The sequence below is a fragment of the Citrobacter sp. Marseille-Q3906 genome, assembly GCF_916618775.1.
Lineage (GTDB): Bacteria > Pseudomonadota > Gammaproteobacteria > Enterobacterales > Enterobacteriaceae > Citrobacter > Citrobacter murliniae.
This window is the reverse complement of the sequence record NZ_CAKAKA010000001.1, coordinates 575,035-600,347: the sequence shown is the minus strand read 5'-3', so window position 1 is coordinate 600,347 and position 25,313 is coordinate 575,035. Positions and strand designations below refer to the sequence as shown.

Here is a 25,313-nt window from a genome sequence, read left to right as displayed (position 1 = left end):
ACTGAAGTAATTTACAGGTGTTTTTATTAGGGCGATGCGAAGATGCGGATAATAGAAGGTTGCATCGTGTTGACCATCTGCGGACTCAAACCCGAAACGTCTGAATGCGCGCAGTGGAAAAGTTGTCGGTGCATAAAAAAAGCAAGTGCGGGGTTTATAGGAGTGATTGCGGGGAAGCGTTAAAAGGGGATGAGCTGGTAAAAGCGCCTGCGGGCGCCTTTATTAAGCCTTTAGCACAGCATATTTTTCAGTTCTTCTGGGGTATACGGCGGCATGCGACGGTGCAGCATGGCATGACAGTTTGGACACACGGGGATCAGGTCATTGATGGGAACAAAGCGGTAGTTTTCTTTTATTGCCGATTAGGGTACCTGGTGATGAACATGGATAAACCCTTCAGCAATCTTGCCGTAGACCTTTGACATATCGATGCTACACACTTTGCACTGACAGCCGTGATGGCGAAGCGCCACCTGTCGGGCATTGCGGTCGCACTCATAGCGATTCACGGTCACCTGAGTCGCTGCCCCTCTATATATTCAGTTTGCGCCTCGAGTTCTTCAGGGAAGATCGTGTCACTCACCGCCGCAGCACGATTTTTATCCTGAACAATATAAAAACCTTGCTCAGTCAATAATCTGACGCATTTCGAACTAATACCGCCGGAGAAATCCTGAGGGGTAAACGCTTTGCCCGTCAAAAGCGTCGCTGCAATTCCGGCAATGGCTTTTGATGGATAGCGACGCCCCTGAAATTCCAGCTCGTAATTTGAAACGGTGCGAAAAGCCCGAGTCATAGGCGTGAATGGCCTTGATAATGTACTCGCGCGGCAGCGTGTCAGGGAGTTCATTCATGGGTCAGGTTCCTTTAACCAAAGGCTTTCTGAAATAACGGCAAGCGATAAAGTGACGTCGATAGTGTATCGGCCTCACTCCTCTTGATCAGGTGATATTTTGCGAGCATCATCGCAATTATTTACCTGATAATGAAATCAATGACTTCCAGTAAAACCCTGCAACAGGCAGTTGCCGACATCACCATCTGGCGTAAAGGCGAGCAGCGTGCGCCGCACAAGCCTCTGCTGCTGCTTCATGTGCTGGCGGGTTATCAGCAGGGCCACGGCCGCCTGTTTGACTACGGTTCGGAAGTTCGCGACCCGTTGCATAGCCTACTGGAGCGATTTGGACCACAGCGCGCGCAGTACCGTCCGGATATGCCCTTCTGGCGCTTACAGGGAGATGGATTCTGGGAGCTACAAAATGCCGAGCAATGCTCAACATCCGGTAGCAACAAACAGCCCCCTGCCGGAGAATTGGTGGCACACAACGTTGCCGGAGGCTTTGATGAACAACATTTTTCCCTGCTGAAAAAGAGCAAAAACCTCATCAACACCCTGGCACAACAAATTCTTGAGGCACACTTCACCGAAAGCATTCAGGAAGAGATCGCGGATGAATTAGGATTTGATATCCTGCAAATCCGCAAACAGCGGGACCCGTTGTTCCGCCAGCAAGTTCTGCGCGCTTATAACTATGAATGCGCCATTTGTGGCTTCAATATGCGCCACGATAGCACTTCAGTTGCGCTTGAAGCCGCCCATATCAAATGGAAACAGCACGGCGGCCCGTGCGAGATTTCAAACGGCCTGGCGCTGTGCGCAATTCATCATAAAGCCTTTGATAAAGGTTCGATTGGGCTGGATGAAAGTATGCGGGTTCAGGTGTCACCCGCAGTGAATGGCAGCGGCATGGTGGGCAGACTGTTCTGGGATTTCGACGCTAAGCCGATAGCACTACCGATGGTGCGCGAAAACTACCCAAAAGAAGGTTTTTTGGAGTGGCACAGGAAGGAGGTGTTTCGGGGGTGAGTGCGAAGGCCGGACTCGCCCTTTCACAATAACACTATAATATAAAAACAATTTCTTTCGGGTAGACGGTGTTTGTACCCACACTTGTACCCACAAACACCAATCCGTATAAAAAATAGACTAATTAACATTCTACTAAGGGGCTGAGTTATACAAACTATAGCTATTTAAACAGCCCCTGCGCACAGTCTATCTGCCGTAAGCTCTCACCATTTTCAAGGATGAAGTTAAAATAACTTTGCTTTCCATTGCCGACATCAATGCGCCAATTTTGTCTTACATAATAAGCAAAAGCAGCTTTACACACGATAGTCTTTTTCCCATCCGTCAGCCCAAATTCTCTTTCTAGCGACGCGCCATTTTTGCAAGTGCTATGAACTGCAATTTGCATTGGTATCAGTGTATGCCAACCAATATCTTTGGCTAGTTCTTCGTCTTGTGCTGGTTTAATCTCTGGGAGATTCTTAGCTGAACGAATTCGCGACATTTTGAAATTTTTGAATCCAGACTTATCTGCTTGTGAATTGCGATCATAGGCACGGAAATACCAGTATTGGCGATCGACAAAGAGTGCAGTAGGGAAAAGTAGCCTTTCGTCATGATTATCACTCGATGAAGACATGTAGTAACAACTCAGCGCTGTTTTAGTATGTATCGCTCTAGTTACCGCAGCAACATCCTGCTCTGAAATTAAATCCTTAACCATCAATAGGTTTATTGATTCTGCTGGAATTGACGGAGTTTTGAACATCAGCTCATTACGACAGAAACCGTGAAGGATAAAATTCAATGCAATATGAACATCAAACTTCACTAAAGGTGTATAGGAATCCATCAGTAAGATAGTCTTCTTTGTCGCATTATCTCGATATGAATTTAAGGGGCGATACTCCCTGTAAATTTTTAGATCATTTGATGCTGTAGCCTGACCAACTTTAAACTCATCAATAATGTCACTTCTCGAAACCTCACCTAAGTAATTGATTTTAAAATCTATAAATGCTAGCCGCTCAGCCTGCTGAAGAGACTCTTTCTCTACCAGCTCTTCGAAATCACATGGATAATCCATAATTCCCCCTTGGTGAATATAATTATTGTATCAACTTGATCTGTTTTTTTCAAGGTGCTACTATGGCTACTCGTTAATCAAAAAAGAGGTAGACCTGATGGCTAAAAATGCACCCTATGGTGATAACCGCCGAGTTGGAATGGTTAAAGAACGTTCGCAAACATACAACCCTCAGACAGAGCAATGGGTTAAGCGCGATGCTAATACAGGGCAATTTATGGATGTAAAGCAAGACGGAACGCCATTCAAAGGCGTAAGAAAAGAGAAGTAATTGGGCGGATTTTTTCGCAGAAATCCGCCCAAACAAACCATGAATAGTGTGGCACTTAAGGTGAGATTTAAGTGCTAATGATAGCCTGCCACAGGATTTGTTGCCCATTACAGTACAACCTTCTACTGAAAAAGCAACTCTCCTGTGGCAAAAAGGAGAAATTATGCCGACAGTTGCTGATGAACAAGAGTACATCTTTCGTCCTTATATCACCGTTAAAGGGAAGAGGATTACTCGCCCAAATGGTGGGATGTTTAAAATTCCGGTAAAAAATTCAAAACCGGAACAACCACAGGAGCGAGCATGACTTTTGCGAATCAATTTACTGTATGCCCCAGGTGCAATAAGTTTGCTAATGGTATACAGAACATAGATCTCATGTTTGGCTTTAGGTTGCTCAGAGGGGTACGAAAGCCGCAATCTCATTGCCGAGCTTGCAGGATTGAAGAATTGCAATTATCTCGCCGCCAAGCAGCCTGAGTTAAAACCAAAGGCCCAAACATTGGGCCTATCATTCGGCTAGCATTCTAGGATAGTGTTTAGCAATGATGTAGTTCATCCTCTTAACCAACTCCAAGCGCTTGAAGGTCAAGTGTGCAGTGCCCTTTTGAAAGTAACGCACACGGAAGAACTCATCCTCGTAAACATCCTCAGCCGTGTTATCTCGAATATGCACCATCAACCGAGTAGTTATATCGCTACGGTTGTCAGGTATTGGTTTACCATCCAGCAGGAATAGCATTCTTTCCAGATCAGCCAGTTGGTCACGCCGCCATCCCCAGTTAAGGCTAAAGCCCCAGCGGTTATGCGTCACCAGATTGTTAATGATGATCTTCTTACCGAAGCTGCAAGGACTATTGGTTTTGTAATCCCATGATAGGCCTTTGAACACGTTGATGATGCCACGTTCGAAGACATCCATTTTGTGCAGATGTAACTGCTCAAAGGTGCTGAGAATATTCGTCTCGCTGATAGCCGGTAGATCCCCCTCCTCCAGATTCTTATGCCACTGGTCGCGAGCCTGTGCGTCCATCAATGCCATCATGCCGGATTTCAGCATCAAATCACGCCAGATGCTGCGATCTATATTGCGGGTGACGGCAGGCATCGCTTTATCAGCCTTCTCAGTCAGCCAGCTATCGTAGCGGTGCCCGGACTTCATCGCCCAGTCTTGCGCTATACCACCACCGATTTCTGAGGTTAGCCGAGAAATGGCTTCAAGCTGCTGAATGAATTGTTCAATCTGTTTGAGTGCGGAATCGCGCCCAGTGACTACACGTTCGATACTGGTCGAAAGGATGAGTTCATTGTGTTCCGTTAACACGTCGGGTTCTGTTTGCATCGTTTATCGTCCATAAAAGCAAACACGCCTGCCGGGAGTGGCAGGCGCATTATGCGATGAATAAAAAAGGTGGGAAGTTCAGAGGTAAAAATCAGGAATGAGGCTCGAAGAATTTAAGTATTTAGTAATCCGGTAGCTCGCTTTGCTCTGAGAATATCGGTGGCGGTCAAGAATGGCGTCTGCTCCTGCCATGTAAATCCTTTGCGGTCGATGCGTACCAGTTCATAACGTTCCACCAGAAAATTAACAGCATCGGCGAGCGTGATTCCTGCGTCGATATGCTCCTCAATGGCCGCGTCGTCATGGAATGGCGTGTCGTTAAGTGCCAGGCCGTAATGATGTTCCAGCAGATACGTTAACAGTTGCTTCCACACCTGTACGGGCGACAGGCGTGACGAAACCGGCACCGTGGCCGGTACAGATGAAATGTGCATGAGTTGGGTCCTGATAAAAAAGAAGAAGATAGAAGGTGTTACGGAGTTGGATAAATAGAAATGTAAACGTAACCGCAGCTTCCACGGGTATCAGCTATACAGGTTAAACTAGCAAGTTGAATGGTCACCTGATGTTGCTGATGTGGATTTAGTTCGCCAGCACGCAGCATATTTTCCAGCTGTTCTACAAACAGCGGAAAAGCCAGATCTAATTTCTGCAGGTGTATCGGGCTAAAACTACCCATCAATCCAGCCCTGTCAGCCAGGTAATACAGCCGGTTACCTTCCTGAACTAATCTTGCGCCAAATCGTGGGGTGATATCGCTTTGTAGCCCCCATTCATGAGGTGGTGTGATTGACATGAAAACTCCCGTTTAAAGCAACCCCTGCTCAGCAAAAGAAACCACTTCATTCCCAACAACCAAATGATCCAGCACTCGCACTTCTACCAGTACTAACGCTTTCACTATCCGCTGAGTGATGTGTTTGTCCTGCTGACTGATTTCTGTCGTACCTGACGGATGGTTATGCGCCAGAATTACCGCAGCGGCATTGTGTTTCAGAGCCAATTTAACCACTTCGCGGGGATGAACTTCAGTATGGCTAAGTGTGCCGGTAAAGAGTGTTTCGCAACCCAGCAGGCAGTGCTGATTGTCGAGATACATCACGATAAAAACTTCACGCTCCTGATGAGCCATCTGTAATTGCAGCCAGGTCTTAGTTAAGCTGGTGGAAGTAAATGGCTCACTCGGTTGACGCTGATACTTCTCCAGCAGTCGTAACGCCCGACGAATGATGCGTTGCTCGTTTGCAGGAAATACCGGGGATAAATTGAATACAGACATATTTGCTCCTTAAAACAAAAAGCCTCGCCGGTTTATTGGCAAGGCTTGGGGAAAGGGATAATAAAAAGGTTCATAAGGCAAGCTGCAGCATATTCTCGGCCATTACCCACAGAGCGCGGTTAAGCTTCACATCACCGTCGATACCTTTTACAGCACGGGTATGGGCACGTTTGCCTTTAGTCGTTCGTCCAGACAGACCGCCTTTAATCAGGTTTTCCTGAATGCGCTGATAAGTGGTCCACAGGTCGTTACTTTCATCCTGCCAGCGGCGTGGGGATAGGATTTGCGATTCCGTCACTGGCTGATGCTCTTCACCAAAGCGATAGGTTAATGCTGCTTTCGCCATCGCCTGCTGTGCTGGCGGCGGTAACATTAGCAATTGCATGGCATCGCGCTTCTCTTCCACTCGGTCAAATATCCCCAGTACTTCGTAAGCCCCTTCAATGACTTTCTCCACCACATTGCCTTTATGCGGCACCCGCACCTCACCAAAACTCTCACCGCAAATCAGCCCATTCTGGCAAACCGATCTGAATAACCCCGGTAGCATCTGGTATGAGCTGGAGCCGTCGTGGCTATTAAGCAGTATGATTTCAGGCACCTGCTTGCCAGTGATCTGGCCTTCGCGACGCAGACGTAGCATGTGCTTAGTATGTTCGCGTTTGCTCTGGTCTCGGACTCTAGTCTGGCACGCAAAGAATGGCTGAAAGCCTTCACGTTGCAGGTTATCAAGCAGGGTAATAGTCGGAATGTATGTGTACCGATCGCTGCGGGATTCATGCTTTTCTTCGCTGAATACACTCGGCACATAATGCGCCAGTTCATCGCGGGTTAGCGGGCGGTCGCGTCGAACGAGATTGACCGCACCGAAGCGGCTGGCTAAACGTGTCATTATTAGTTCCTTATTGAGGTATGAAAAAAAGACCATGCCTCAGAGTGAGGCATGGTCTTTTCTGAAAGTGAACGGTGAAAAAAGACTGTGTTAAATTCGGGTGAGATCACACGGATAATACAGAGATAAAAAACACTGTAATTTAAATATTACCAGCCAGCATTCTGCTTCCTGATAGCTCGATTGAGCGTGTCCAAATCTTGTATATTTTTTTCTTTTAATGTGTAGGTGGTTCCATTCGGATCAATAGTGACTGATTTCGGAAAATGATCCTTTATGATTTTAACCGTTGATGGGTGACTAAAAAATCGATATCTGAGACCTGTGCTGCTAATAAAGTCTCCCTCTGATGGGGTAGCCAGTTCATCTGGTGATTGCGGCTCATACAAAACCCCGACAAAAAAACCGCCCCCACGCATGCCTTCCAGCCCATTAATATACAACTGGTGTGAATGTTTTTTTCTGTTCCATCCATTTTTGGCCATGTCATGAAACGTTCTGTACTTAATGTTGTTCAGATCGAAAAAAAGCACTTCATCGTCATTTGATCTTTTAGTATTTACAGGGATCACCTTGCATGAATAATCAATTTTTACCTCGAGACCGTCAGCAGTGTGTTGTCTATATTTTACTGTTACCTTTCCGATAAAAAATAAAAATAACGCAGGTTTGTATTCACTATTATCAGGGACATGAAGTTTTGTCTGTAGGTATGCAATTACTCTTCTGAGTATATCCCTCTTATTTATCGCTTCCGCAGGCTTTGGCACGTCACTAAACATGATGTAAGGAAGCGTTTCGATAAAACTTCCTCTTTGAAACAAACGATGAAATGCATCGGTTGCCCCCCTGACTCTTCCATCAATAGTCAGATTATTGATTTCAAAACCTGCATTGAAAACCTTTTCCGGCACCAGGTTTTTATTCGCCACCAGTTTACCTTCAGGTAAAAGTGCATCGTTATCCATTCTGTACTTCAGGGCATCGAGCAGCATGTCCTGAATCACAGCTGAACGGCTGCAACCCATCTTCTTCGCCATACTCACTATCATCTGACGAAGTTCAGGATAAGAAAAATTAACTGTTATCCGATTTTCACTTCCCATCACAAAATCCTTATAAAGTGCAGCACTTTTTAGATTATAACAGCGCTGCACATTTTTAAAAACTCAATTAAATCAATTGTATAATCACTACAAAAACAACCACTTTCAGCAATACCCGGCATGGCGGCATTAGCTACAGCAAAATGTTCATCCGCAAACCGGGGCAAGAAATAGCTCCTTAGTGAGCATACCGGGATAACTTAAGAGTGGTTTTAGACCGAATGGCGGGGAGTAATAACAGCCGGAAAACCAGATACTGCAGGGGTATACGAGGTGACAGGTGGCGGCTTCAGTGATTATTTACTGCCGGATACTAATTATATGTTTATTGTTGTTCTCTACTTTATGAACAGAACCTTACAGATATAGGGTATACAGAGATTCACTGGGAAGTGGGTATAGGGCCGATTAGAGTGGGAGTAAAGCTACCAGCAGAGGCTAAGGCCAGTAGTGGAGTGGGACATTGTTTTCTTTGATCGTCCTGTACCTGTGTTAAAAGTTACCAAGGCTCTCATGGGTATGTTATCCACAACATGAGAGCCCGGAAATGATACTCAAAGAGTGTAACAGCGAGAAGAATGCTTACCATATGCAGCGCCTGGAAGCGCTGACAGCCTTTGTGATGAATGAACATGCCCGTGTTCTAGCCTTCGGGCTGGATTTAAGCCTGCCGCAGCATAACCAACATAAGGGATATGAATCTGCGGTGATAACCCGTTTTGTTTCCTCCCTTAAGGCACAAATAGCCGCTTATCTGAAGAGACGCAGCAGAGAAGGTAAACGAATATACCCTTGCCCGGCGTATTACGCATGGGCCAGAGAGTTCGGTGAGCTTAATGGCAATAAGCATTATCACCTGGTGCTGCTGGTTAACCGTGAGGTGTTCAGTTGCATGATGCTAAAACTCGGGGTTAAGGGTACCGGAAGAGGATTATTGCTAACGATGGCAGCTAAGGCGTGGTGCCACGCGCTGAAACTGAAGGGTAAAGCGAAGGAGAGCGTAAGTTATCATCTGGCAGGTGTATTTGAGCTGAACCGCAGAGAGGGAGCCCACAGTCCTGATTATGAGGATTACCTGAAGAGGATCTGCTATCTCGCCAAAAAACGCTCCAAAGAAAATGACGACGGTGAGCGTAATTTTGGCTGTAGCCAGTTTAAGGCCAAAGCGAAAAGTAATTTATTACCGGAGAAGTGATTGTAATGACGGAGCACGCAACATGACCTTAAATCAACAGGTTAGTTCTGCGGCTCCTGTCTTTTACCCACTCAAAGACAGAAGGACAATCGTCATGAACAATCTTCCGACTCCCGATACCGACCTGATGAACGATAAGCTGGTGGATATGGTCTTCATCACCACCTTCACGGGTCTAACCGATAAGTGGTTCTACAAGCTGATTAAGGACGGTCTGTTCCCGAGACCCATCAAGTTTGGCCGCAGTTCCCGCTGGCGGGAAAGTGATGTCAGGCGCTGGCTGATGGAGCGCATAGAAGAATCCCGCAAATAATGCCCTTGAGGCCACTTCCACACGCCTTATCCGTAAACAGTATCCCGACACAAGCGCTATGTCAGTAAACGTCTGGCAGGGATGTTGTTGCGCGTTATTTGTTAAGGGACGCTGTAGGGATGAAATGAATGACATCCCAGCGGGGTTAAACATAATTAAAAGGGGGAAGTGTCAGATAATTGACTGACACTTACTCCCCGGACTCACCATAGTTAAATTTAATTATTGAAGGTCCAGCTACCGGAATCGGTCGCAATACTGGCTTCGATAATACGGTCACATTTCATATATTTGAACGTGGCCACATCACCGAATTGATATTTGGCTGGCAGGGTTCTGTTACCGACGCTCTCCATTTTACAGTTCCCCCGGTTAACCCGAATGGATTTCAGTACCACGTTGTCATCAGTGATAGTGAGTTGAATAACGCCATATCTGGTATTCCAGCCTTCATTGCTGACTGTGCTGCCGAACTGTACTTTAAACGGAGGTGTTGCAGGTTGCTGTGCCTGCTGTTGTTGAGAAGGTGCAGGTTTATTCGCCTGCTGGCTACCCACGCCATTAATTCCGTTCTGGAGGAGACTCCTGGAAACGTTAATCGTACCCGGTTTGCAGGATACGGTGCTGGTTTCCTGCCCGAGTGAATTCATGGCCGTGTAATAAGCATCGCCTGTACCATCATATTCCGAATAATTGACAGCAACAGCGCCTTCGATATCGGCACTTTCTCCGCGCAGCGTGAAAGAAGCGGTTCCCGCCTCTGATTTAGCGATGACAGTTTGCTTCGCCTCACCGGAAGGAATGTCCAGTTTAATAACTGAACCTCCCTCTTCGGAATCACCACCGGGCTTTTCAAAACTGATATAAACAGTATGACTGGCATGACTGAGCGTCATTTGCTCGCCGTTTTCAAGCATGCATTGCAAGTCGTAGCCTCCGTCTGCATGAGCAGACTGGGCAGCAAATAACGATATTAACAATGCAGGAACAATTAGTGGTTTCATTAAATGTTTCCTTATCCAAAAAAATGGTCCCAGGCGTTACCCGCCCACTCAATAACCTTATCTTTCCCCTTACGGGCTAGCTCTTTGACGGGACCAGGTAACGGAACAGAATCAATAACGTCGTCAAGTATTCCGGAGAGCACGCTGGCAAAGCCGCCTTTCGCCTCCGTTTTTACGTCATCGGTTTTGTACTCTTCCTTAAACTGCGAGGCTGTGCTGCTTTTAGCTCGATCAGGCAAAGCACGGATCATCGTTTCCACCAGACGAAGGATGTTGTAGCCCTCATCGGCGGAGATAGGGATTACCGGATATCGCGTAAAGCCAAAACGTTCAGTAATGTAAGATTCTTTCTTTTCGATGTTGATGCGCTGTGCTGGGGACGGCTGATGCAGGTATGTATCCCACTCACGGAAGGGCTCGATTTTATCAACCTGGTTGAGGACGAACAAAACGCGCTCACCACCACCTGCAGGGAGCAGGACATTATTGTAGAAATGCTCATCTGCAGAAAAAGCTCGATCATCGCCTTTTATCACCCAGAGGATGAGATCCAGTGAGGGAAGCAAAGTACGGTAAAGATCTTCATACTCTTTATCCCGTAAAGCATTCTCACCGACACCAGGAATATCAATGATCTTCAGCGAACGTTTGCCGAAGCGTATGCGCAATTCCTGGGCCTCACGCGTACAGGCTTCAACGTCACTGATCTCACACACTTCGCCCTGGAATAGCGCATTACACACACTTGATTTACCTGCGCCGGTCTTTCCCATAACACCAATAACAGGTTCATAGTCGATAGCTTCACTGATTTTGTTCACCAGGTTTTCCCGCAGCGACTGAGGGAAAACATCGAGAATATCCCTGATGTCAGGTATAAGCGGCGGGCTGTCGGTTTTTATCCCATTGCTATCATTAAACATATTGCCCCATATTCCTGAAATCCCCCCTTCTCTTCTGGTGATGCCATTGGCATCAGTAATCATCCGGCTTTCGCCCTTCACCGGGTCATCCATAAAGGTCTCCTTGCTTATGTTGAAATGAACGTTGCCAGTTACTCTCTGAAGGTCTGAATAACGTCACTGATGAAACGAAAGTGTGGAAGAGCCGAAATAAACTCCTCACTGGCGGTGAGTGCATCAAGCTCAGGCTTTCTGCGAAAAGAGGTATCAAGAACAGTCACAGCGTTAACGTCTTCCATCCGAAACACCTGTAGCTTTCTCGCTCGGGTAGCCACAAGGAACCAGTTTCTGGACTGGAAGATCAGGCGGCGGGGAGCCACTCCTTCGTAACTCTTACCATTGACTAATAGCGTGACGGCCCGGTAGTCACGGATAGCTTCGGCCAGCTCCAAAAAGCATGTTGTCTGGGTGATTGCCGATGGCAGCCCTCCATGCCCAATAAGGCATGGAGAGCCGCCAGAACTGCTGGTAATCAGCCGGATTAGTCTGCGGTTTTGGGCCGGAATGATCCCCGAAATGCCAGAGTTAAGAATAAACGCAAAGGTATTAGGTAAGTGCTCTCGACCAGTTCGCCGCATAAGTCGATAGCAGCCACTGGAATGTTCAAGATCCAAATGGATTAGACGCTGCTGAAAATCCCGCTGTAGAGTGCGCTCTGAAACACCAAACTCATTTGCCAGCGCTTTCAACTCCAAGGATTGACCAGCCAATAATCGGCTGATAATGACCGATAACCTGACTGACAGGCGGTCATAATGATCATGTTGTGTTTTCATGGTGAGAACAGTCCTGAACTCCCAAAATAACCAGATATTGATATGGGAGATTATGACGTACTGGTTCGACACGTTATGTCGTACCAAAGGGAGGTGAATTGAAAAAATGATGGGGATAACTGCAGCTACCTAACATTATGAAATGTAAGTTAATTGGTTGATTCCAATGCGGAGGTATCATCAAAAAAACGACACAACCTGTCGTGTTCCGCATTGTCAGAAAGGGAATACCTGCTGCTCACGAAAATGATTTAGTTCTGAAAATAGTTATAAACCAATATATCCGTGTATTGATTTTCTGATCCACTATAGCCCGGCTGAAACAGATCCATATCACCAAAAACTAGTAATCTATCTTTAGCGAGGGGTATAGCAATATTCAACATGCTAATGTCGCCCCTACCATCTACCTATTTGAATAGACTGGGGAAAGAACACGATCGCTCTTCCCCCCAGCAAGAGTGCACGGCACTAACAGTTAGCGAATCCTCATCGCCGCTACAGTTAATATCGAGCTTGCGTAATGCTGCTTTGATAGCATTGACCCGCACTGAAAATGGCATCACAACTCCAACCACTATTTGTCACAATGACGTTCGATATTTTCTTTGTGAACCATGAGCCAAGCCGCTATTTTCTCGACCTCAAAACGTTAGAGCAGTTCCCACTGGTTACCGACATACCTTTGTCATCAATATGTAGATAGCCCATCGCAGGAAAAGCGTCTCATTTTCGGTTCCCCGATTTAGTCGTAACTGGCCGTAATAGAACAGAGCAGTAAAGTAGCCGATAATATTATCGAAGCAGCTACGGTACTCGTTTAGCCCCCTCTTTAACCCATCTTAAATGTATCTTAGGTGGCTAGGTTCTATATGAAAAAAGTTGAGGGGAGTTATCATACACAGACCCCCTGCTCCTGGGGTCTGTCCAGCTATAGGGCAGGATCGTCTACCGCGGCGGGGTCAGCCAAACGATAGAGCAAGATCGTCTACCGTAGCGGGGTCAGCCCAACTATGCAAGCGGGGTCACAGTTACGATTTAACTTACTAAAAAGTAATAGAAATCATTCTGTAAAAAGTAGATACTCAACCCAAGCAGCCAGTTTTCATAGAGCAAAAATCAATTAAGGATAGTAAAAGATAGCATGCCACAAGTAAGTTTTATTGCACCGTTAGATCAGCCTAGCGGATCTAAACGCTTATTGGATATTTTGCGTACGGGTCTAAAAGATCCGCGTTTCACCAAATTACGCATCGTCACTGCATACGCGAAATCTGGCCCTTTACTACGTCTTAAGTCCGATATCGAGAGCTGGGCAGCTTCTGGAAACTCGCTCTGCGCTATCCTAGGAATTGACCAACAAGGTACAAGCAAAGAAGCGTTAACAATTGCAGCCGATTTATGTAAAGAGCTTTATATTACTCGTGAAAATGGGATTACTTTTCATCCAAAAATATATTTATTTGATGGTCCAAAACATGCGAAAGCAATTATCGGCTCTAATAACCTTACGGTCGGTGGTACTGAAACTAATTTTGAAAGTTCGATAATTTTAGATCTAGTGTTGCCTGAAGATGATAGTATCTATAAAGATCTAGACACAATGTGGGGCAATTTATTACCTCACTCATGCGTTGCAACAAAAGCATTTGATCAGCAATTATTAGATGAATTGATAGCCAATGGTGCTGTTCTATCTGAATTAGATAAACAAGCACGCGCCAAGCTGATAGGGAACTATCCGACGGCTCCGAGAACTGGACTGATACGCAAACCAGCAAGCCCACTCCCCGCATCCATAATGAAAGCTTCTAAAACACAAGTGGCAGGAATTATGGGGCAACCCCAATCTCCACAACAAGTTGTTGCAGGGCTAATTATACAGATTAAGCCTCATCATAATGGTGAGATATTCTTAAGTAAAATTGCAGTACTACAAAATCCAAGCTTCTTTGGCTGGCCATTCAAGGGATTGACAATACCTAAGAAAGCGGGTAACCCTGCATATCCACAGAGAACACCCGACCCAGTAGTTAACATAAATGTATATGGCCCCGCTACGACACCAATATTAACTCTTTCAAGTTATCAACTTAATACGGTGTATTATTCAGCAAAAGCGGAAATTAGGATCACGGCATCGCCATTGGTATCTCAAGTACCAGACTATTCAATAATGGTAATGATGCCAGGTAACAGTGCCGAAATCGATTATGAAATTTGCATCTATCGACCGGACAGCCCGCAATATACGTCATGGTTATCAGCTTGTAACCAGTCAATGCCTAGTGGCGGTAAAAAAGCAAGAAAGTTTGGCTGGTTTTAAACCAGCCTCACACTTATGGTTTCCTAAGTCTTAGAACCACATTTTTGACTATAGCATTTTTAATATGCTTAAAATTTTCAGTAGTAACAGATATATCGATTCTCTCTACTATCACCATCCCTTGTGTACAAGCTATTTCCTCAATCAAGTCTGTACAAGGGATTAGCATAACTTTGCCGTTAATTGTCGTTTTATTATCTCCGATGACAATCATCATTTCTCCGCCTGACCGCAATAATCGTTTGGCTTGGCCAAGGGATGCAGACATGTCAAGAAGATATCGCACCATTAGTGCTGGCATATTACGTTTTCTGAATCCTGCAGATAAATCACTTGCGAGCTCCCTCTGCATTGTTGAAATAAAGTGTTGTGAACCAGAAGGTAGTACCTCTCTGAGCTCAATTTGCTCTAATCGTCGACGTTCAACCGTACTTATTTCGCGACTTCCGATTAGCCCATTTTCAACGGGTTTTCTTTCAGAGCTCTTTAAACCCATTATGAAAAGTAGAGATAGTCGATCCGTATCGATATATGGTAACGCGGTTCCATAAGGCGGACTAGTTAACACCAGATCCACGCTACCAGACTCAAGACCTAATTTCATAAATGTATCGGACTTTCTATTATCCCCCTCTGTAATTACGGAAGGGAGGAAGGCCTGAGGAGCATTATTTCGTATCTTCCAGAATTTTTCTATCCGATTGAATTGATCCTCTAATTTATCCAGAAAGAGACCAAGCACATCAGCATCAGTTAACGGCTCAGCTCGATAGCGAATACGAAGATCTGTAGGTTCTTGATTAGAAACCTCACGAATAATGCTGCTCAAAATTACTTCGAGAAAATCTAACATTACTCCAGCACTAATTCTTCGCAGAAGCCCCAGGACCCAGTTTAACTTGAAAGCTATAGTTGGTGAAAACCAGCGAAAAATCTCTTCACGGCAACTCTCTTCAACATGATCAAGGTTCTGCGGAAAATTTGAAGGTGGACTCGCAAGAAACTCCCGAACACTTAACACAACCTCACGTACAGTATCTGGGTTTAGCTCTAAGACCCCGAGCTTCGCTCGTGATATCTTAGCTGCTAGCGGATTCATATCACAGCCGAAGGTACGAAAGCCATTCAAATATCCTTCCAACAAGGTAGTTCCGCTACCACAAAATAAATCCAACACTGTAGCGCCAGGACCAAACCCGCTGATATTTAATAAACTTTTCGCTAACTGTGGATAAAACTTCCCTTTATATGAATGGATACCATGAGTGACATATTTAGGATCCTTCCGTGTAGTTGAGCGCCACGCCTCTCCATTCTCCAGAACAGCTTGCCATGTAGGCTCAACATTTCCCCCTTCCAGTTGAACACTATGTGAAAAAGCCGCACGCTTGTACATCCTCCGATCTTCTTCAAGTGAAGGAACACGAATGTCTAAAGAAGGATCTGCATCACCAAGTTTAAGGCCCACCTCTCTGAGCCTTAACTCTGCCTCGTATGGCCATAGCTTATATGGCGCTGGAGATATTTGAATGAACGTTGGAGCGACTTTACGTCGTAAAACCAATATATGTTCAGAAGTCGCACGCCTACCCGCGTGTGAAAATGATCTCTTCACAGCGTGAATAGCTCTATCTACAATAGTACAGGCTTCAAAACCTAAACTATCAGCTCGCTCATAAAGGGCTTCTGCTGGGTCATATGTCTTTTTATCATATACAGAATCTCCAATTACGAGCGCAGCATATCGACCCGGCTTTAAAGCACGATGCATAGTTGCTAAAGCTGCTTCCATATCTGCAAGATAGCTTTCAAAGCCACTCGATTCTCTCTGATGTTTTAAATGGGAACCAATTTCGACATGCCCTAATGCAATAGGATCAAAACCCAGCCATAATAAACGAAAACGGTGGTAAAGGTGATAGTCTGTTGCATTTCCATACGGAGGTGAAGTCACTACTAGATCAGCGATCCCATCAGGAAGTTTTTCTTTACTAATCAATCGAATATCATCACATAGGAATTGTGATAGTCCATACCTTGTTGCCGCCTCATTCTTTTCCACAGACTTAATTACTGCAGTAAATTCTCTTAAATACCTGCTTAACGTTTCACCCATGGGTACTTCACGTGGAACGCTTTTATAGCGTGTTTCTGAATCTTGAAAAGAGGCTTTAATTACTATCCTAGAAAGCGCAACTAGGGCTATATCTTGACTGGTGCTATCCAGCTCATTTATATAAGCCTTAATTAAGCACAACTCTGCGTATGCAGTATCCGCAAACCATTTCTCCTGATTAACGATCTTTGGTGCATGAGAAGAATAATTATTAATCAAAGATGAAGGTGAGAGATGCCCACCCTCAAGATGAGTAAGTAGCACTGAATGATGGGCATTCAACGCTTTAAGCGTTTCAGGTTCAAGTCTGGCAGTTTTAACTCGACCAATGAGGGCAGAAAGTGGATTAGCATCAATACTGATTGCCTTTCGTCCTAGCTTCACGGCTTCAAGTGCAGTAGTTCCGCTCCCACCAAATGGATCAAGCACAGTTTCCCCGCGTCCGCTCAGACGTGAGATTAAACCATGCGGGAGTTGCGGGATGAACTTAGCGGGATATGGATGTATGTCATGTCCCGGCAGGCGAGTACCCACTTCGGTGAAGCTCCAATCAATGGCCCCCAGTTCATGAGCAACCTCCATAACTGGTCTCAGATGAAGTGCTGGTTCATTATTTATGACTTCCATATCCGTCAAATTAGCAATGTTTACAGCTTTCTGTGTAGGCATAAATGATGACTCTCAAATGTTAATTCTGGGATTTTATCAAAATCCCAGAATTGATTCAATTATACAATGAGCTATTGCTATAGCGCGATAGCTGCAAGTGCTGCTGTTTCCCTAAAAATTAGTTGCTCTTCATTTTCCCGAATTCAAAAGGACTAATGCCCTTCTCCCTATTCGCATCCAGATAATCAGCCCACCACTGCAACATCAATCTACGCTCCCCGAGATGCTCCGCCTTGTGGATGTAAGCTGCTCGAACAGAGCTACGCTCCTGGTGACTCATCTGCCGTTCTACCGCATCCCTCGACCACAATCCCGATTCAATTAAAGAACTACACGCCATCGTCCTGAAACCATGCCCGCACACTTCCATTTTCGTGTCATAGCCCATCACTCGCAGCGCCTTGTTCACCGTGTTCTCACTCATGGGTTTACGCGGATCGTGATCGCCAACGAAGATCAGCTCTCGATTCCCACTCATGCCTTTGATCTGTTCCAAAATGCCTAAAGCTTGCCGCGACAACGGAACAAGATGAGGTGTCCGCATCTTTGAACCACGCTGAGAATGTTTAACGCCTTCCAGCAGTTCACGCTCACCCGGAATCGTCCACATAGCCGTTTCAAAATCCACTTCAGACCAGCGGGCAAAACGCAGCTCGCTTGAACGGATGAAAACCAACAACGTGAGTTCGACAGCCAGCCGGGTTAACGGCCTGCCAGAATAGTGATCGATGCGGTGAAGTAAGTCAGGAATACGATTAAGTTCCAGAGCAGCACGGTGCTGTCTTTTCGCCGTAGCAACCGCACCAGCAATCTCTTGCGCGGGGTTGTAGTCGATTAAACCACTCTGCACAGCAAAGCGCATAATCGCGGTAGTCCGCTGTTGCAAACGAGCCGCAACTTCGAGTCGTCCGGATGATTCCACCGCTTTGATGGGGACAAGCAGATCCCGCGTCTTCAGTTCCGCAATGTTCCGCTTACCGATGGCAGCAAAGAGATTATCCTCCAGACTTTTCAATACACGAGCGCTATGCGATGCCGACCATTTCTGATTACTGGCATGCCAGTCTCGGGCGACTACTTCAAACGTTATCGCTTCCTGCTCTTGTTCTACCTTAACGGCTTTCTTGTTCTCACTTGGATCGACACCGTTAGCCAACAGCTTACGGGCTTCATCCCGGCGCGCCCTGGCATCTGCTAGCGAGACTTCGGGGTATTTACCAAGCGCCAGCATCTTCTCTTTGCCGCCAAAGCGATAACGAAGCCGCCAATATTTGGAGCCGTTCGGGTGAACCAACAAAACCATGCCTTCACCGTCAGTAAGTTTATAGGCTTTTGCTTCAGGCTTAGCCGAACGAACTTTCACATCACTCAGAGCCATGATGAGTATCCTTTCAATGGGTCTGTGTGGGTACAAACATTATCGAACCGGGATATACCCGCAGATGTACCCGCATCAGTAAGTTGATGTAGATTGAATCAGGTTGACTTAGGTTGAGTGAAAAAGCGAGGAAAGCCTTGCGGATACTGGATTTCAGGCACAAAAAAAGACGTCCGTTGACGTCTATTTATGTTCCGATGGTGCCGAAGGCCGGACTCGAACCGGCACGTATTTCTACGGTTGATTTTGAATCAACTGCGTCTACCGATTTCGCCACTCCGGCACGGAAGGGATGCGGAAAACGTTGTGGATTATACCTGTCATGCGCCACCATGCAAGCGCCAGCGTGTACCTTGCGCGCTAAGTGTTGAAAATTTCAGCATTACGTTACGCGCCTGCAATCACCATCACAGTTTATCCCCCGCAACAACCACCTTAATCCCCCCTTCTGCGAAGCGCCCCGTTACCCCATGCTCTACACTTCCAGTTCAACACCACATGAGGGGAACATGATGTCGATGATAAAAAGCTACGCCGCAAAAGCGGCGGGCAGCGAACTCGAACTCTACGAATATGATGCGGGTGAGCTAAAGCCGGAAGATGTCGAAGTGCATGTCGACTATTGCGGTATCTGCCATTCCGATTTGTCGATGATCGACAACGAATGGGGATTCTCTCAGTATCCGCTGGTTGCCGGACATGAGGTCATTGGTCGCGTGGCCGCGCTCGGCAGTGCGGCGCAGGATAAAGGGCTGAAGATCGGTCAACGCGTTGGTATTGGCTGGACGGCACGTAGCTGCGGGCACTGCGATGCCTGTATCAGCGGCAATCAGATTAACTGTCTGGAAGGTTCTGTTCCCACCATTCTCAATCGCGGTGGCTTTGCCGAGAAGCTGCGTGCCGACTGGCAATGGGTGATCCCGCTGCCGGAGAGCATCGATATTGCGGCTGCGGGACCTCTGTTGTGCGGCGGCATCACGGTATTCAAACCGCTGCTGATGCATCACATTACAGCGACCAGCCGCGTCGGGGTGATCGGTATCGGCGGTCTGGGGCATATCGCTATTAAGTTGCTGCACGCGATGGGTTGTGAAGTGACGGCGTTCAGTTCAAACCCGGCGAAAGAGCAGGAAGTGCTGGCGATGGGAGCGGATAAAGTGGTCAACAGCCGTGACCCGCAGGCATTAAAAGCGCTGGCGGGCCAGTTCGATCTGATTATCAATACGGTTAACGTCGATCTCGACTGGCAACCCTATTTTGAAGCGCTGGCTTACGGCGGTAACTTCCATACCGTCGGTGCCGTGCTGAAGCCGCTGCCGGTTCCGGCGTTCACTTTAATTGCCGGCGATCGCAGTATCTCCGGTTCAGCGACCGGCACACCTTTTGAGCTGCGCAAGCTGATGAAGTTTGCTGGGCGCAGTAAAGTATCGCCAACCACCGAGCTGTACCCGATGTCGCAAATTAATGAAGCTATCCAGCACGTGCGTGACGGCAAAGCCCGCTACCGCGTAGTGCTGAAAGCCGACTTCTGATGATCTGGCTCAGTCCCATCCGGGGCTGAGCTTATTGCCCGTTACGAAACGCGAGTACCGCCTGGCGGCACTGTTCCGTCACATGTTCGATGTCGTGGTTCACGTCAATACGGGCAATATCGTGTTCATCATCCTGCGGGCATTCCAGCGCATCAAACTGACTTTTCAGCAAACCCACTGGCATAAAATGTCCTGCCCGACGCTGCATGCGCGCCAGAATGGTCTCGTAATCGCCATCCAGCCACAGGAAATGCACATTAGGGCTACCCTGTCGCAATATATCGCGATACTGTTTTTTTAATGACGAGCAGACAATAAAGCCGGTCTCATTTTTTTTATACAGGCTGTATGAGGCGTCATTTAATCGCGCTAACCAGGGGAGTCGGTCTTCATCGGTTAGCGGAATACCTTCAGACATTTTATCAATATTTTTAGCTGGATGGAGATCATCACCATCAATGAATTTAGCCGATAATACAGCGGCAATCTTACTGCCAATTAATGATTTACCGCTACCCGAAACGCCCATCAAAATATAACTTTCCCCGGCCATCAAAAAAAACTCCAGATTCCTGTTTCCATGCCGCGATACTACGCTTCCCACATTAGGAATTTCACGCTTTTTTAGCGCTGCTGATGAGAATTACAAGGCGTATCACGTTATGCGTAACATTGTAGTGTAACAATTTTCCAGCGTGATCTATGTCACAAATAATAACAAATAAAACCGTTTAAATGCTGCCGAGGTTACTACCTGACCAGTGAGGCATTTATGCAAGTCAAAACACAATCCTGCGTTGTCGCGGGTAAGAAAACTGTTGCCATTACAGACCAAAATATTGAATGGAATAATAAAGGAACATTGGTACAAATTACCCGAGGTGGTATTTGCGGTTCCGATTTACATTATTATCAGGAAGGTAAAGTTGGTAACTTTACCGTAAAAGCGCCGATGATTTTAGGCCATGAAGTCATTGGTAAAGTCGTCCATAGTGATTCAAAAGAATTACATGAAGGTCAGTCGATTGCTATTAATCCGTCTAAGCCTTGTGGTCACTGTAAATACTGTTTGCAGCATGAAGAAAACCAGTGCACGGAAATGCGCTTTTTTGGCAGCGCCATGTATTTTCCCCACGTTGACGGCGGCTTTACTCAGTTTAAAACCGTCGATACTGCGCAATGTATTCCCTACCCGCAGCAGGCAGATGAAAAAGTGATGGCCTTTGCCGAACCGCTGGCGGTGGCGATCCACGCCGCACATGAAGCGGGCGATCTGCAGGGCAAGCGCGTATTTATTTCCGGTGTTGGCCCTATCGGCTGTCTGATCGTCAGCGCGGTGAAAACGCTTGGCGCGGCAGAGATTGTTTGTGCTGACATTAGTCCGCGTTCACTCACGCTGGCACAGCAGATGGGAGCGGATACGCTCATTAATCCGCAGCAGGACTCTCTCGACGAATGGAAAAAAGAGAAAGGCTATTTCGACGTCAGTTTCGAAGTCTCCGGGCATCCCTCCTCGATTACCACCTGCCTGGAAGTCACCCGCGCGAAAGGTGTGATGGTACAGGTTGGCATGGGCGGCGCCGTGCCGGAGTTCCCGATGATGATGCTGATCGGCAAAGAAATCTCTCTCAAAGGCTCCTTCCGCTTTACCACTGAATTCAACACGGCGGTGTCGTGGTTGGCGAATAACGTTATCGATCCGCTGCCATTACTGAGCGCCGAATATCCGTTTACCGACCTCGAACAAGCGCTGATTTTCGCCGGGGATAAAACCCAGGCGGCAAAAGTCCAGCTCGTATTCGAAGACAGACAATAAGGAATAGCATGATGAACGATCTTTTTTCACTGGACGGCAAAAACATTCTGATCACCGGTTCGGCTCAGGGAATTGGTTATTTACTGGCGACTGGGCTCGGTAAATATGGCGCGCAGATTATCGTCAATGATATTACGCCAGAACGCGCAGAAGCCGCTGTTACGAAACTGCAGCAGGAAGGTATTCGCGCCGTTGCTGCACCTTTTAATGTTACGCATAAACAGGATATTGATGCTGCCATCGAACATATCGAAAAAGATATTGGTCCGATCGACGTGCTGGTGAATAACGCCGGTATCCAGCGCCGCCATCCGTTCACCGAGTTCCCGGAGCAGGACTGGAACGACGTCATTGCCGTTAACCAGACGGCGGTATTCCTGGTATCACAAGCGGTGACCCGTCGCATGGTTGAACGCCAGGCCGGGAAAGTCATCAATATCTGCTCCATGCAGAGCGAACTGGGGCGCGACACCATTACGCCGTATGCCGCATCGAAAGGCGCGGTGAAAATGCTCACCCGCGGGATGTGCGTTGAGCTGGCGCGCCACAATATTCAGGTGAACGGTATCGCGCCTGGCTACTTCAAAACCGAAATGACCAAAGCGTTGGTCGAGGACGAAGCCTTCACCTCCTGGCTGTGCAAACGTACGCCAGCCGCACGCTGGGGCGATCCGCAGGAGCTGATTGGCGCAGCGGTATTCCTTTCTTCCAAAGCGTCAGATTTTGTTAACGGACACCTGTTGTTTGTCGATGGCGGCATGCTGGTCGCCGTCTGATACAACACAACGCAACATCACGCAGCGCCCAGGCGCTGCATTTTTGGCCCCCCCTAAATAATTCGAGTTGCAGGACGGCGGCAAGTGAATAAACCCGATGAGCTTACTTGAGTAAGTGATTCGGGTGAGTGAGCGCAGCCCACACACCTGCAACTTGAAGTATGACGGGTGTATAAGAGAAACGATTATGCCATTAATAATAATTGCGGCAGGCGTCGCGCTGCTTCTGGTCCTGATGATTGGCTTTAAAGTTAACGGCTTTATTGCCCTTGTACTGGTTGCGGCTGTCGTCGGTTTTGCCGAAGGGATGGATGCACAGGCCGTTCTGCACTCAATACAAAACGGCATCGGCGGGACGCTTGGCGGACTGGCGATGATCCTGGGGTTCGGCGCCATGCTCGGAAAGCTAATTTCCGATACTGGTGCGGCCCAACGCATCGCCACCACGCTGATTAGAACGTTCGGGGAAAAGCGCGTGCAGTGGGCGCTGGTAATCACCGGGCTGGTCGTCGGTCTGGCGATGTTCTTCGAAGTCGGTTTTGTTCTGCTGCTACCGCTGGTATTTACAGTGGTTGCCTCATCTGGCCTGCCGCTGCTGTATGTCGGCGTGCCAATGGTTGCCGCCCTTTCTGTTACTCACTGTTTTCTGCCGCCGCATCCGGGACCAACGGCGATCGCCACGATTTTCGAGGCGAACCTGGGGACCACGTTGCTGTACGGATTTATCATTACTATCCCGACGGTGATTGTCGCCGGACCACTGTTTTCCAAGCTGCTGACCCGTTTTGAGAAAGCGCCACCGGAAGGTTTATTCAACCCACATTTGTTCACCGAAGAAGAGATGCCATCATTCTGGAACAGTATCTTTGCGGCGGTTATCCCGGTAATACTGATGGCAGTAGCGGCGGTATGCGAAATTACGCTGCCAAAAACCAACAGCGTACGGGTGTTTTTTGAGTTTATCGGTAACCCTGCGGTCGCGTTGTTTATCGCCATCGTGCTCGCTATTTTTACCCTTGGTCGACGTAACGGACGTACGATTGAGCAAATTATGGATATCATTGGAGACTCTATCGGCGCGATTGCGATGATTGTGTTTATCATCGCCGGTGGTGGTGCGTTTAAGCAGGTTCTGGTGGACAGCGGCGTGGGGCAGTATATCTCACACTTGATGACCGGCACCTCGCTCTCTCCGCTACTGATGTGCTGGACGGTAGCCGCCTTGCTGCGCATCGCGCTCGGTTCAGCGACCGTTGCCGCTATTACCACTGCGGGTGTGGTGCTGCCGATTATTAACGTCACCCATGCTGACCCGGCGCTGATGGTGCTGGCAACCGGCGCGGGCAGCGTGATTGCCTCACACGTTAACGATCCGGGATTCTGGTTGTTTAAAGGCTATTTTAATCTCAGCGTCGGGGAAACGTTACGTACCTGGACGGTAATGGAAACGCTGATTTCCATTATGGGACTGTTGGGGGTTCTGGCGCTGAACGCCATCCTGCATTAATACGGTATTTACCGGGGAGCGAAAGTCAGTGCTCCCCGGCACTGGAGAGAAAATGAGGAACCACAGAATTTCTTTGCAAGACATCGCCACCCTGGCGGGTGTGACCAAAATGACGGTGAGCCGCTACATCCGTTCGCCGAAAAAGGTCGCAAAGGAAACCGGTGAACGTATCGCGCAGATTATGGAGGAGATTAATTACATCCCTAACCGTGCGCCCGCAATGCTATTGAATGCGCAAAGCTATACGCTCGGTGTGCTGATCCCCTCTTTTCAAAACCAACTGTTCGCCGACATCCTTGCAGGTATTGAATCGGTGACCTCGGACCATAACTATCAGACGTTGATCGCTAACTACAATTATGACCGGGAATCCGAAGAAGAGTCAGTGATTAACCTGCTCTCGTACAATATCGACGGTATTATTCTTTCCGAGAAATATCACACTCTGCGCACCGTGAAGTTTCTGCGATCAGCTACCATTCCGGTGGTTGAGCTGATGGATATTCAGGGCGATCGCCTGGATATGGAAGTGGGCTTTGATAACCGTCAGGCGGCATTTGATATGGTCAGCACCATGCTGGATAAACGCCAGCGCCACAAAATTCTCTATCTGGGGTCGAAAGATGATATCCGCGATGAGCAGCGCTACCGCGGTTACTGCGATGCCATGACGCGTCGTGGACTGGAGCCGCTGCGCGTCAATCCGCGCGCGATTTCATCCATCCACCTGGGAACACAAATGATGCGTGATGCCCTCACGGCACACCCTGACGTAGACGGCGTCTTTTGTACCAATGACGATATTGCGATGGGTGCGTTGCTGTTGTGTCGCGAACACAACCTTGCCGTACCGGAGCAGATCTCCATTGCCGGGTTCCACGGACTGGAAATGGGCAGGCAGATGATCCCAAGCCTCGCCAGCGTCATTACTCCGCGTTTTGACATTGGGCGCATGGCGGCGCAAATGTTACTGAGCAAAATCAAGAACAACGACCATAACCACAACACGGTTGATTTGGGGTATCAGATTTATCACGGCAATACGCTTTAAGTCATTTTCTCTCCCTGTCGCATACTTTCTTTCATTCACATTGCCTATACTCCAGGCAGGATAAAT

General features: G+C 47.4%; 24 protein-coding genes, 1 tRNA gene and 1 pseudogene. 11 read left to right on the top strand and 15 right to left on the bottom strand.

What is annotated here, in order from left to right:
• Positions 1 to 230: 230 nt before the first annotated feature.
• Positions 231 to 854, bottom strand: a pseudogene (locus LG384_RS02805) (HNH endonuclease).
• 140 nt (positions 855 to 994) lie between these two features.
• On the opposite strand from LG384_RS02805, the gene LG384_RS02800 reads away from it, so the two are divergent.
• Positions 995 to 1,867 (top strand): phosphorothioated DNA-binding restriction endonuclease, encoded by an 873-nt coding sequence (locus LG384_RS02800; protein ID WP_225760425.1) that lies wholly within the window; start codon positions 995 to 997, stop codon positions 1,865 to 1,867.
• 163 nt (positions 1,868 to 2,030) lie between these two features.
• Here LG384_RS02800 and LG384_RS02795 read toward each other — a convergent pair whose 3' ends face one another.
• Positions 2,031 to 2,936: a WYL domain-containing protein gene (locus LG384_RS02795; protein ID WP_225760424.1), complete on the bottom strand. Its 906-nt coding sequence runs from the start codon at positions 2,934 to 2,936 to the stop codon at positions 2,031 to 2,033.
• A 97-nt stretch (positions 2,937 to 3,033) separates the two neighbouring features.
• Between LG384_RS02795 and LG384_RS02790 the strand changes: the two genes are divergently transcribed.
• Both LG384_RS02790 and LG384_RS02785 read left to right on the top strand, forming a co-directional pair.
• Positions 3,034 to 3,207 carry a hypothetical protein gene (locus LG384_RS02790; RefSeq protein WP_225760423.1) on the top strand — a complete coding sequence of 58 codons (174 nt, stop codon included), beginning with the start codon at positions 3,034 to 3,036 and terminating at the stop codon, positions 3,205 to 3,207.
• A 163-nt stretch (positions 3,208 to 3,370) separates the two neighbouring features.
• Positions 3,371 to 3,514 carry a hypothetical protein gene (locus LG384_RS02785; protein WP_225760422.1) on the top strand — a complete coding sequence of 48 codons (144 nt, stop codon included), beginning with the start codon at positions 3,371 to 3,373 and terminating at the stop codon, positions 3,512 to 3,514.
• A 204-nt stretch (positions 3,515 to 3,718) separates the two neighbouring features.
• Here LG384_RS02785 and LG384_RS02780 read toward each other — a convergent pair whose 3' ends face one another.
• The 6 genes from LG384_RS02780 to LG384_RS02755 all read right to left on the bottom strand — a co-directional run bounded on the left by LG384_RS02780 (position 3,719) and on the right by LG384_RS02755 (position 7,826).
• Complete coding sequence (locus LG384_RS02780) at positions 3,719 to 4,549, bottom strand: DUF4942 domain-containing protein (RefSeq protein WP_225760421.1); 831 nt, start codon at positions 4,547 to 4,549, stop codon at positions 3,719 to 3,721.
• Positions 4,550 to 4,662: 113 nt separating this feature from the next.
• Positions 4,663 to 4,983, bottom strand: coding sequence for a TA system toxin CbtA family protein (locus LG384_RS02775; RefSeq protein WP_225760420.1), 321 nt, complete (start codon positions 4,981 to 4,983; stop codon positions 4,663 to 4,665).
• Between the two features lie 38 nt (positions 4,984 to 5,021).
• Entirely contained in the window at positions 5,022 to 5,345 is a 324-nt protein-coding gene (locus LG384_RS02770; RefSeq protein WP_225760419.1) for a type IV toxin-antitoxin system YeeU family antitoxin, read from the bottom strand.
• A 12-nt stretch (positions 5,346 to 5,357) separates the two neighbouring features.
• A complete protein-coding gene (radC, locus tag LG384_RS02765; RefSeq protein ID WP_225760418.1) occupies positions 5,358 to 5,828 on the bottom strand; it encodes a DNA repair protein RadC in 471 nt (156 codons plus the stop codon).
• A 70-nt stretch (positions 5,829 to 5,898) separates the two neighbouring features.
• Entirely contained in the window at positions 5,899 to 6,720 is an 822-nt protein-coding gene (locus LG384_RS02760; RefSeq protein WP_225760417.1) for a DUF932 domain-containing protein, read from the bottom strand.
• Positions 6,721 to 6,869: 149 nt separating this feature from the next.
• On the bottom strand, positions 6,870 to 7,826 hold the full coding sequence (locus tag LG384_RS02755) for a hypothetical protein (RefSeq protein ID WP_225760416.1): 957 nt from the start codon (positions 7,824 to 7,826) through the stop codon (positions 6,870 to 6,872).
• 547 nt (positions 7,827 to 8,373) lie between these two features.
• Here LG384_RS02755 and LG384_RS02750 point away from each other — a divergent pair.
• Together LG384_RS02750 and LG384_RS02745 are read left to right on the top strand one after the other, a co-directional pair.
• Positions 8,374 to 9,021, top strand: a complete 648-nt coding sequence (locus LG384_RS02750) for an inovirus Gp2 family protein (RefSeq protein ID WP_225760415.1) — start codon at positions 8,374 to 8,376, stop codon at positions 9,019 to 9,021.
• 94 nt (positions 9,022 to 9,115) lie between these two features.
• The gene (locus LG384_RS02745; protein ID WP_160623722.1) at positions 9,116 to 9,334 is read left to right on the top strand and encodes an AlpA family transcriptional regulator; all 219 of its coding nucleotides are present in this window, start codon (positions 9,116 to 9,118) and stop codon (positions 9,332 to 9,334) included.
• Between the two features lie 218 nt (positions 9,335 to 9,552).
• Here LG384_RS02745 and LG384_RS02740 read toward each other — a convergent pair whose 3' ends face one another.
• From LG384_RS02740 to LG384_RS02730, 3 genes are read right to left on the bottom strand one after another with little or no spacing between them, the layout of a single operon-like run.
• Positions 9,553 to 10,338: a hypothetical protein gene (locus LG384_RS02740; protein WP_225760414.1), complete on the bottom strand. Its 786-nt coding sequence runs from the start codon at positions 10,336 to 10,338 to the stop codon at positions 9,553 to 9,555.
• Between the two features lie 11 nt (positions 10,339 to 10,349).
• Positions 10,350 to 11,354, bottom strand: a complete 1,005-nt coding sequence (locus tag LG384_RS02735) for a GTPase family protein (protein WP_225760413.1) — start codon at positions 11,352 to 11,354, stop codon at positions 10,350 to 10,352.
• A 38-nt stretch (positions 11,355 to 11,392) separates the two neighbouring features.
• A complete protein-coding gene (locus LG384_RS02730; RefSeq protein WP_225760412.1) occupies positions 11,393 to 12,076 on the bottom strand; it encodes a WYL domain-containing protein in 684 nt (227 codons plus the stop codon).
• Between the two features lie 1,144 nt (positions 12,077 to 13,220).
• Between LG384_RS02730 and LG384_RS02725 the strand changes: the two genes are divergently transcribed.
• A complete protein-coding gene (locus tag LG384_RS02725) occupies positions 13,221 to 14,402 on the top strand; it encodes a phospholipase D family protein (RefSeq protein WP_225760411.1) in 1,182 nt (393 codons plus the stop codon).
• A 13-nt stretch (positions 14,403 to 14,415) separates the two neighbouring features.
• Here the strand turns inward: LG384_RS02725 and LG384_RS02720 are convergent, their stop codons facing one another.
• The 3 genes from LG384_RS02720 to LG384_RS02710 all read right to left on the bottom strand — a co-directional run bounded on the left by LG384_RS02720 (position 14,416) and on the right by LG384_RS02710 (position 18,848).
• A complete protein-coding gene (locus LG384_RS02720) occupies positions 14,416 to 17,187 on the bottom strand; it encodes a DNA methyltransferase (protein ID WP_225760410.1) in 2,772 nt (923 codons plus the stop codon).
• A gap of 118 nt (positions 17,188 to 17,305) precedes the next feature.
• Positions 17,306 to 18,565: an integrase arm-type DNA-binding domain-containing protein gene (locus LG384_RS02715; RefSeq protein WP_225760409.1), complete on the bottom strand. Its 1,260-nt coding sequence runs from the start codon at positions 18,563 to 18,565 to the stop codon at positions 17,306 to 17,308.
• 198 nt (positions 18,566 to 18,763) lie between these two features.
• Positions 18,764 to 18,848 (bottom strand) — tRNA-Leu (locus tag LG384_RS02710).
• Between the two features lie 229 nt (positions 18,849 to 19,077).
• Here LG384_RS02710 and LG384_RS02705 point away from each other — a divergent pair.
• Positions 19,078 to 20,097 (top strand): NAD(P)-dependent alcohol dehydrogenase, encoded by a 1,020-nt coding sequence (locus LG384_RS02705; protein WP_225760492.1) that lies wholly within the window; start codon positions 19,078 to 19,080, stop codon positions 20,095 to 20,097.
• Positions 20,098 to 20,128: 31 nt separating this feature from the next.
• Here LG384_RS02705 and idnK read toward each other — a convergent pair whose 3' ends face one another.
• A complete protein-coding gene (idnK, locus tag LG384_RS02700) occupies positions 20,129 to 20,650 on the bottom strand; it encodes a gluconokinase (protein ID WP_225760408.1) in 522 nt (173 codons plus the stop codon).
• A gap of 219 nt (positions 20,651 to 20,869) precedes the next feature.
• Between idnK and idnD the strand changes: the two genes are divergently transcribed.
• From idnD to LG384_RS02680, 4 genes are all read left to right on the top strand, one after another.
• Positions 20,870 to 21,913 carry an L-idonate 5-dehydrogenase gene (gene idnD, locus LG384_RS02695; RefSeq protein WP_045439253.1) on the top strand — a complete coding sequence of 348 codons (1,044 nt, stop codon included), beginning with the start codon at positions 20,870 to 20,872 and terminating at the stop codon, positions 21,911 to 21,913.
• An 11-nt stretch (positions 21,914 to 21,924) separates the two neighbouring features.
• Positions 21,925 to 22,689, top strand: coding sequence for a gluconate 5-dehydrogenase (idnO, locus tag LG384_RS02690; protein WP_225760491.1), 765 nt, complete (start codon positions 21,925 to 21,927; stop codon positions 22,687 to 22,689).
• A gap of 187 nt (positions 22,690 to 22,876) precedes the next feature.
• The gene (gene idnT, locus LG384_RS02685; protein WP_225760407.1) at positions 22,877 to 24,196 is read left to right on the top strand and encodes a gnt-II system L-idonate transporter; all 1,320 of its coding nucleotides are present in this window, start codon (positions 22,877 to 22,879) and stop codon (positions 24,194 to 24,196) included.
• Between the two features lie 52 nt (positions 24,197 to 24,248).
• On the top strand, positions 24,249 to 25,247 hold the full coding sequence (locus tag LG384_RS02680) for a LacI family DNA-binding transcriptional regulator (RefSeq protein ID WP_045439240.1): 999 nt from the start codon (positions 24,249 to 24,251) through the stop codon (positions 25,245 to 25,247).
• Positions 25,248 to 25,313: the final 66 nt, after the last annotated feature.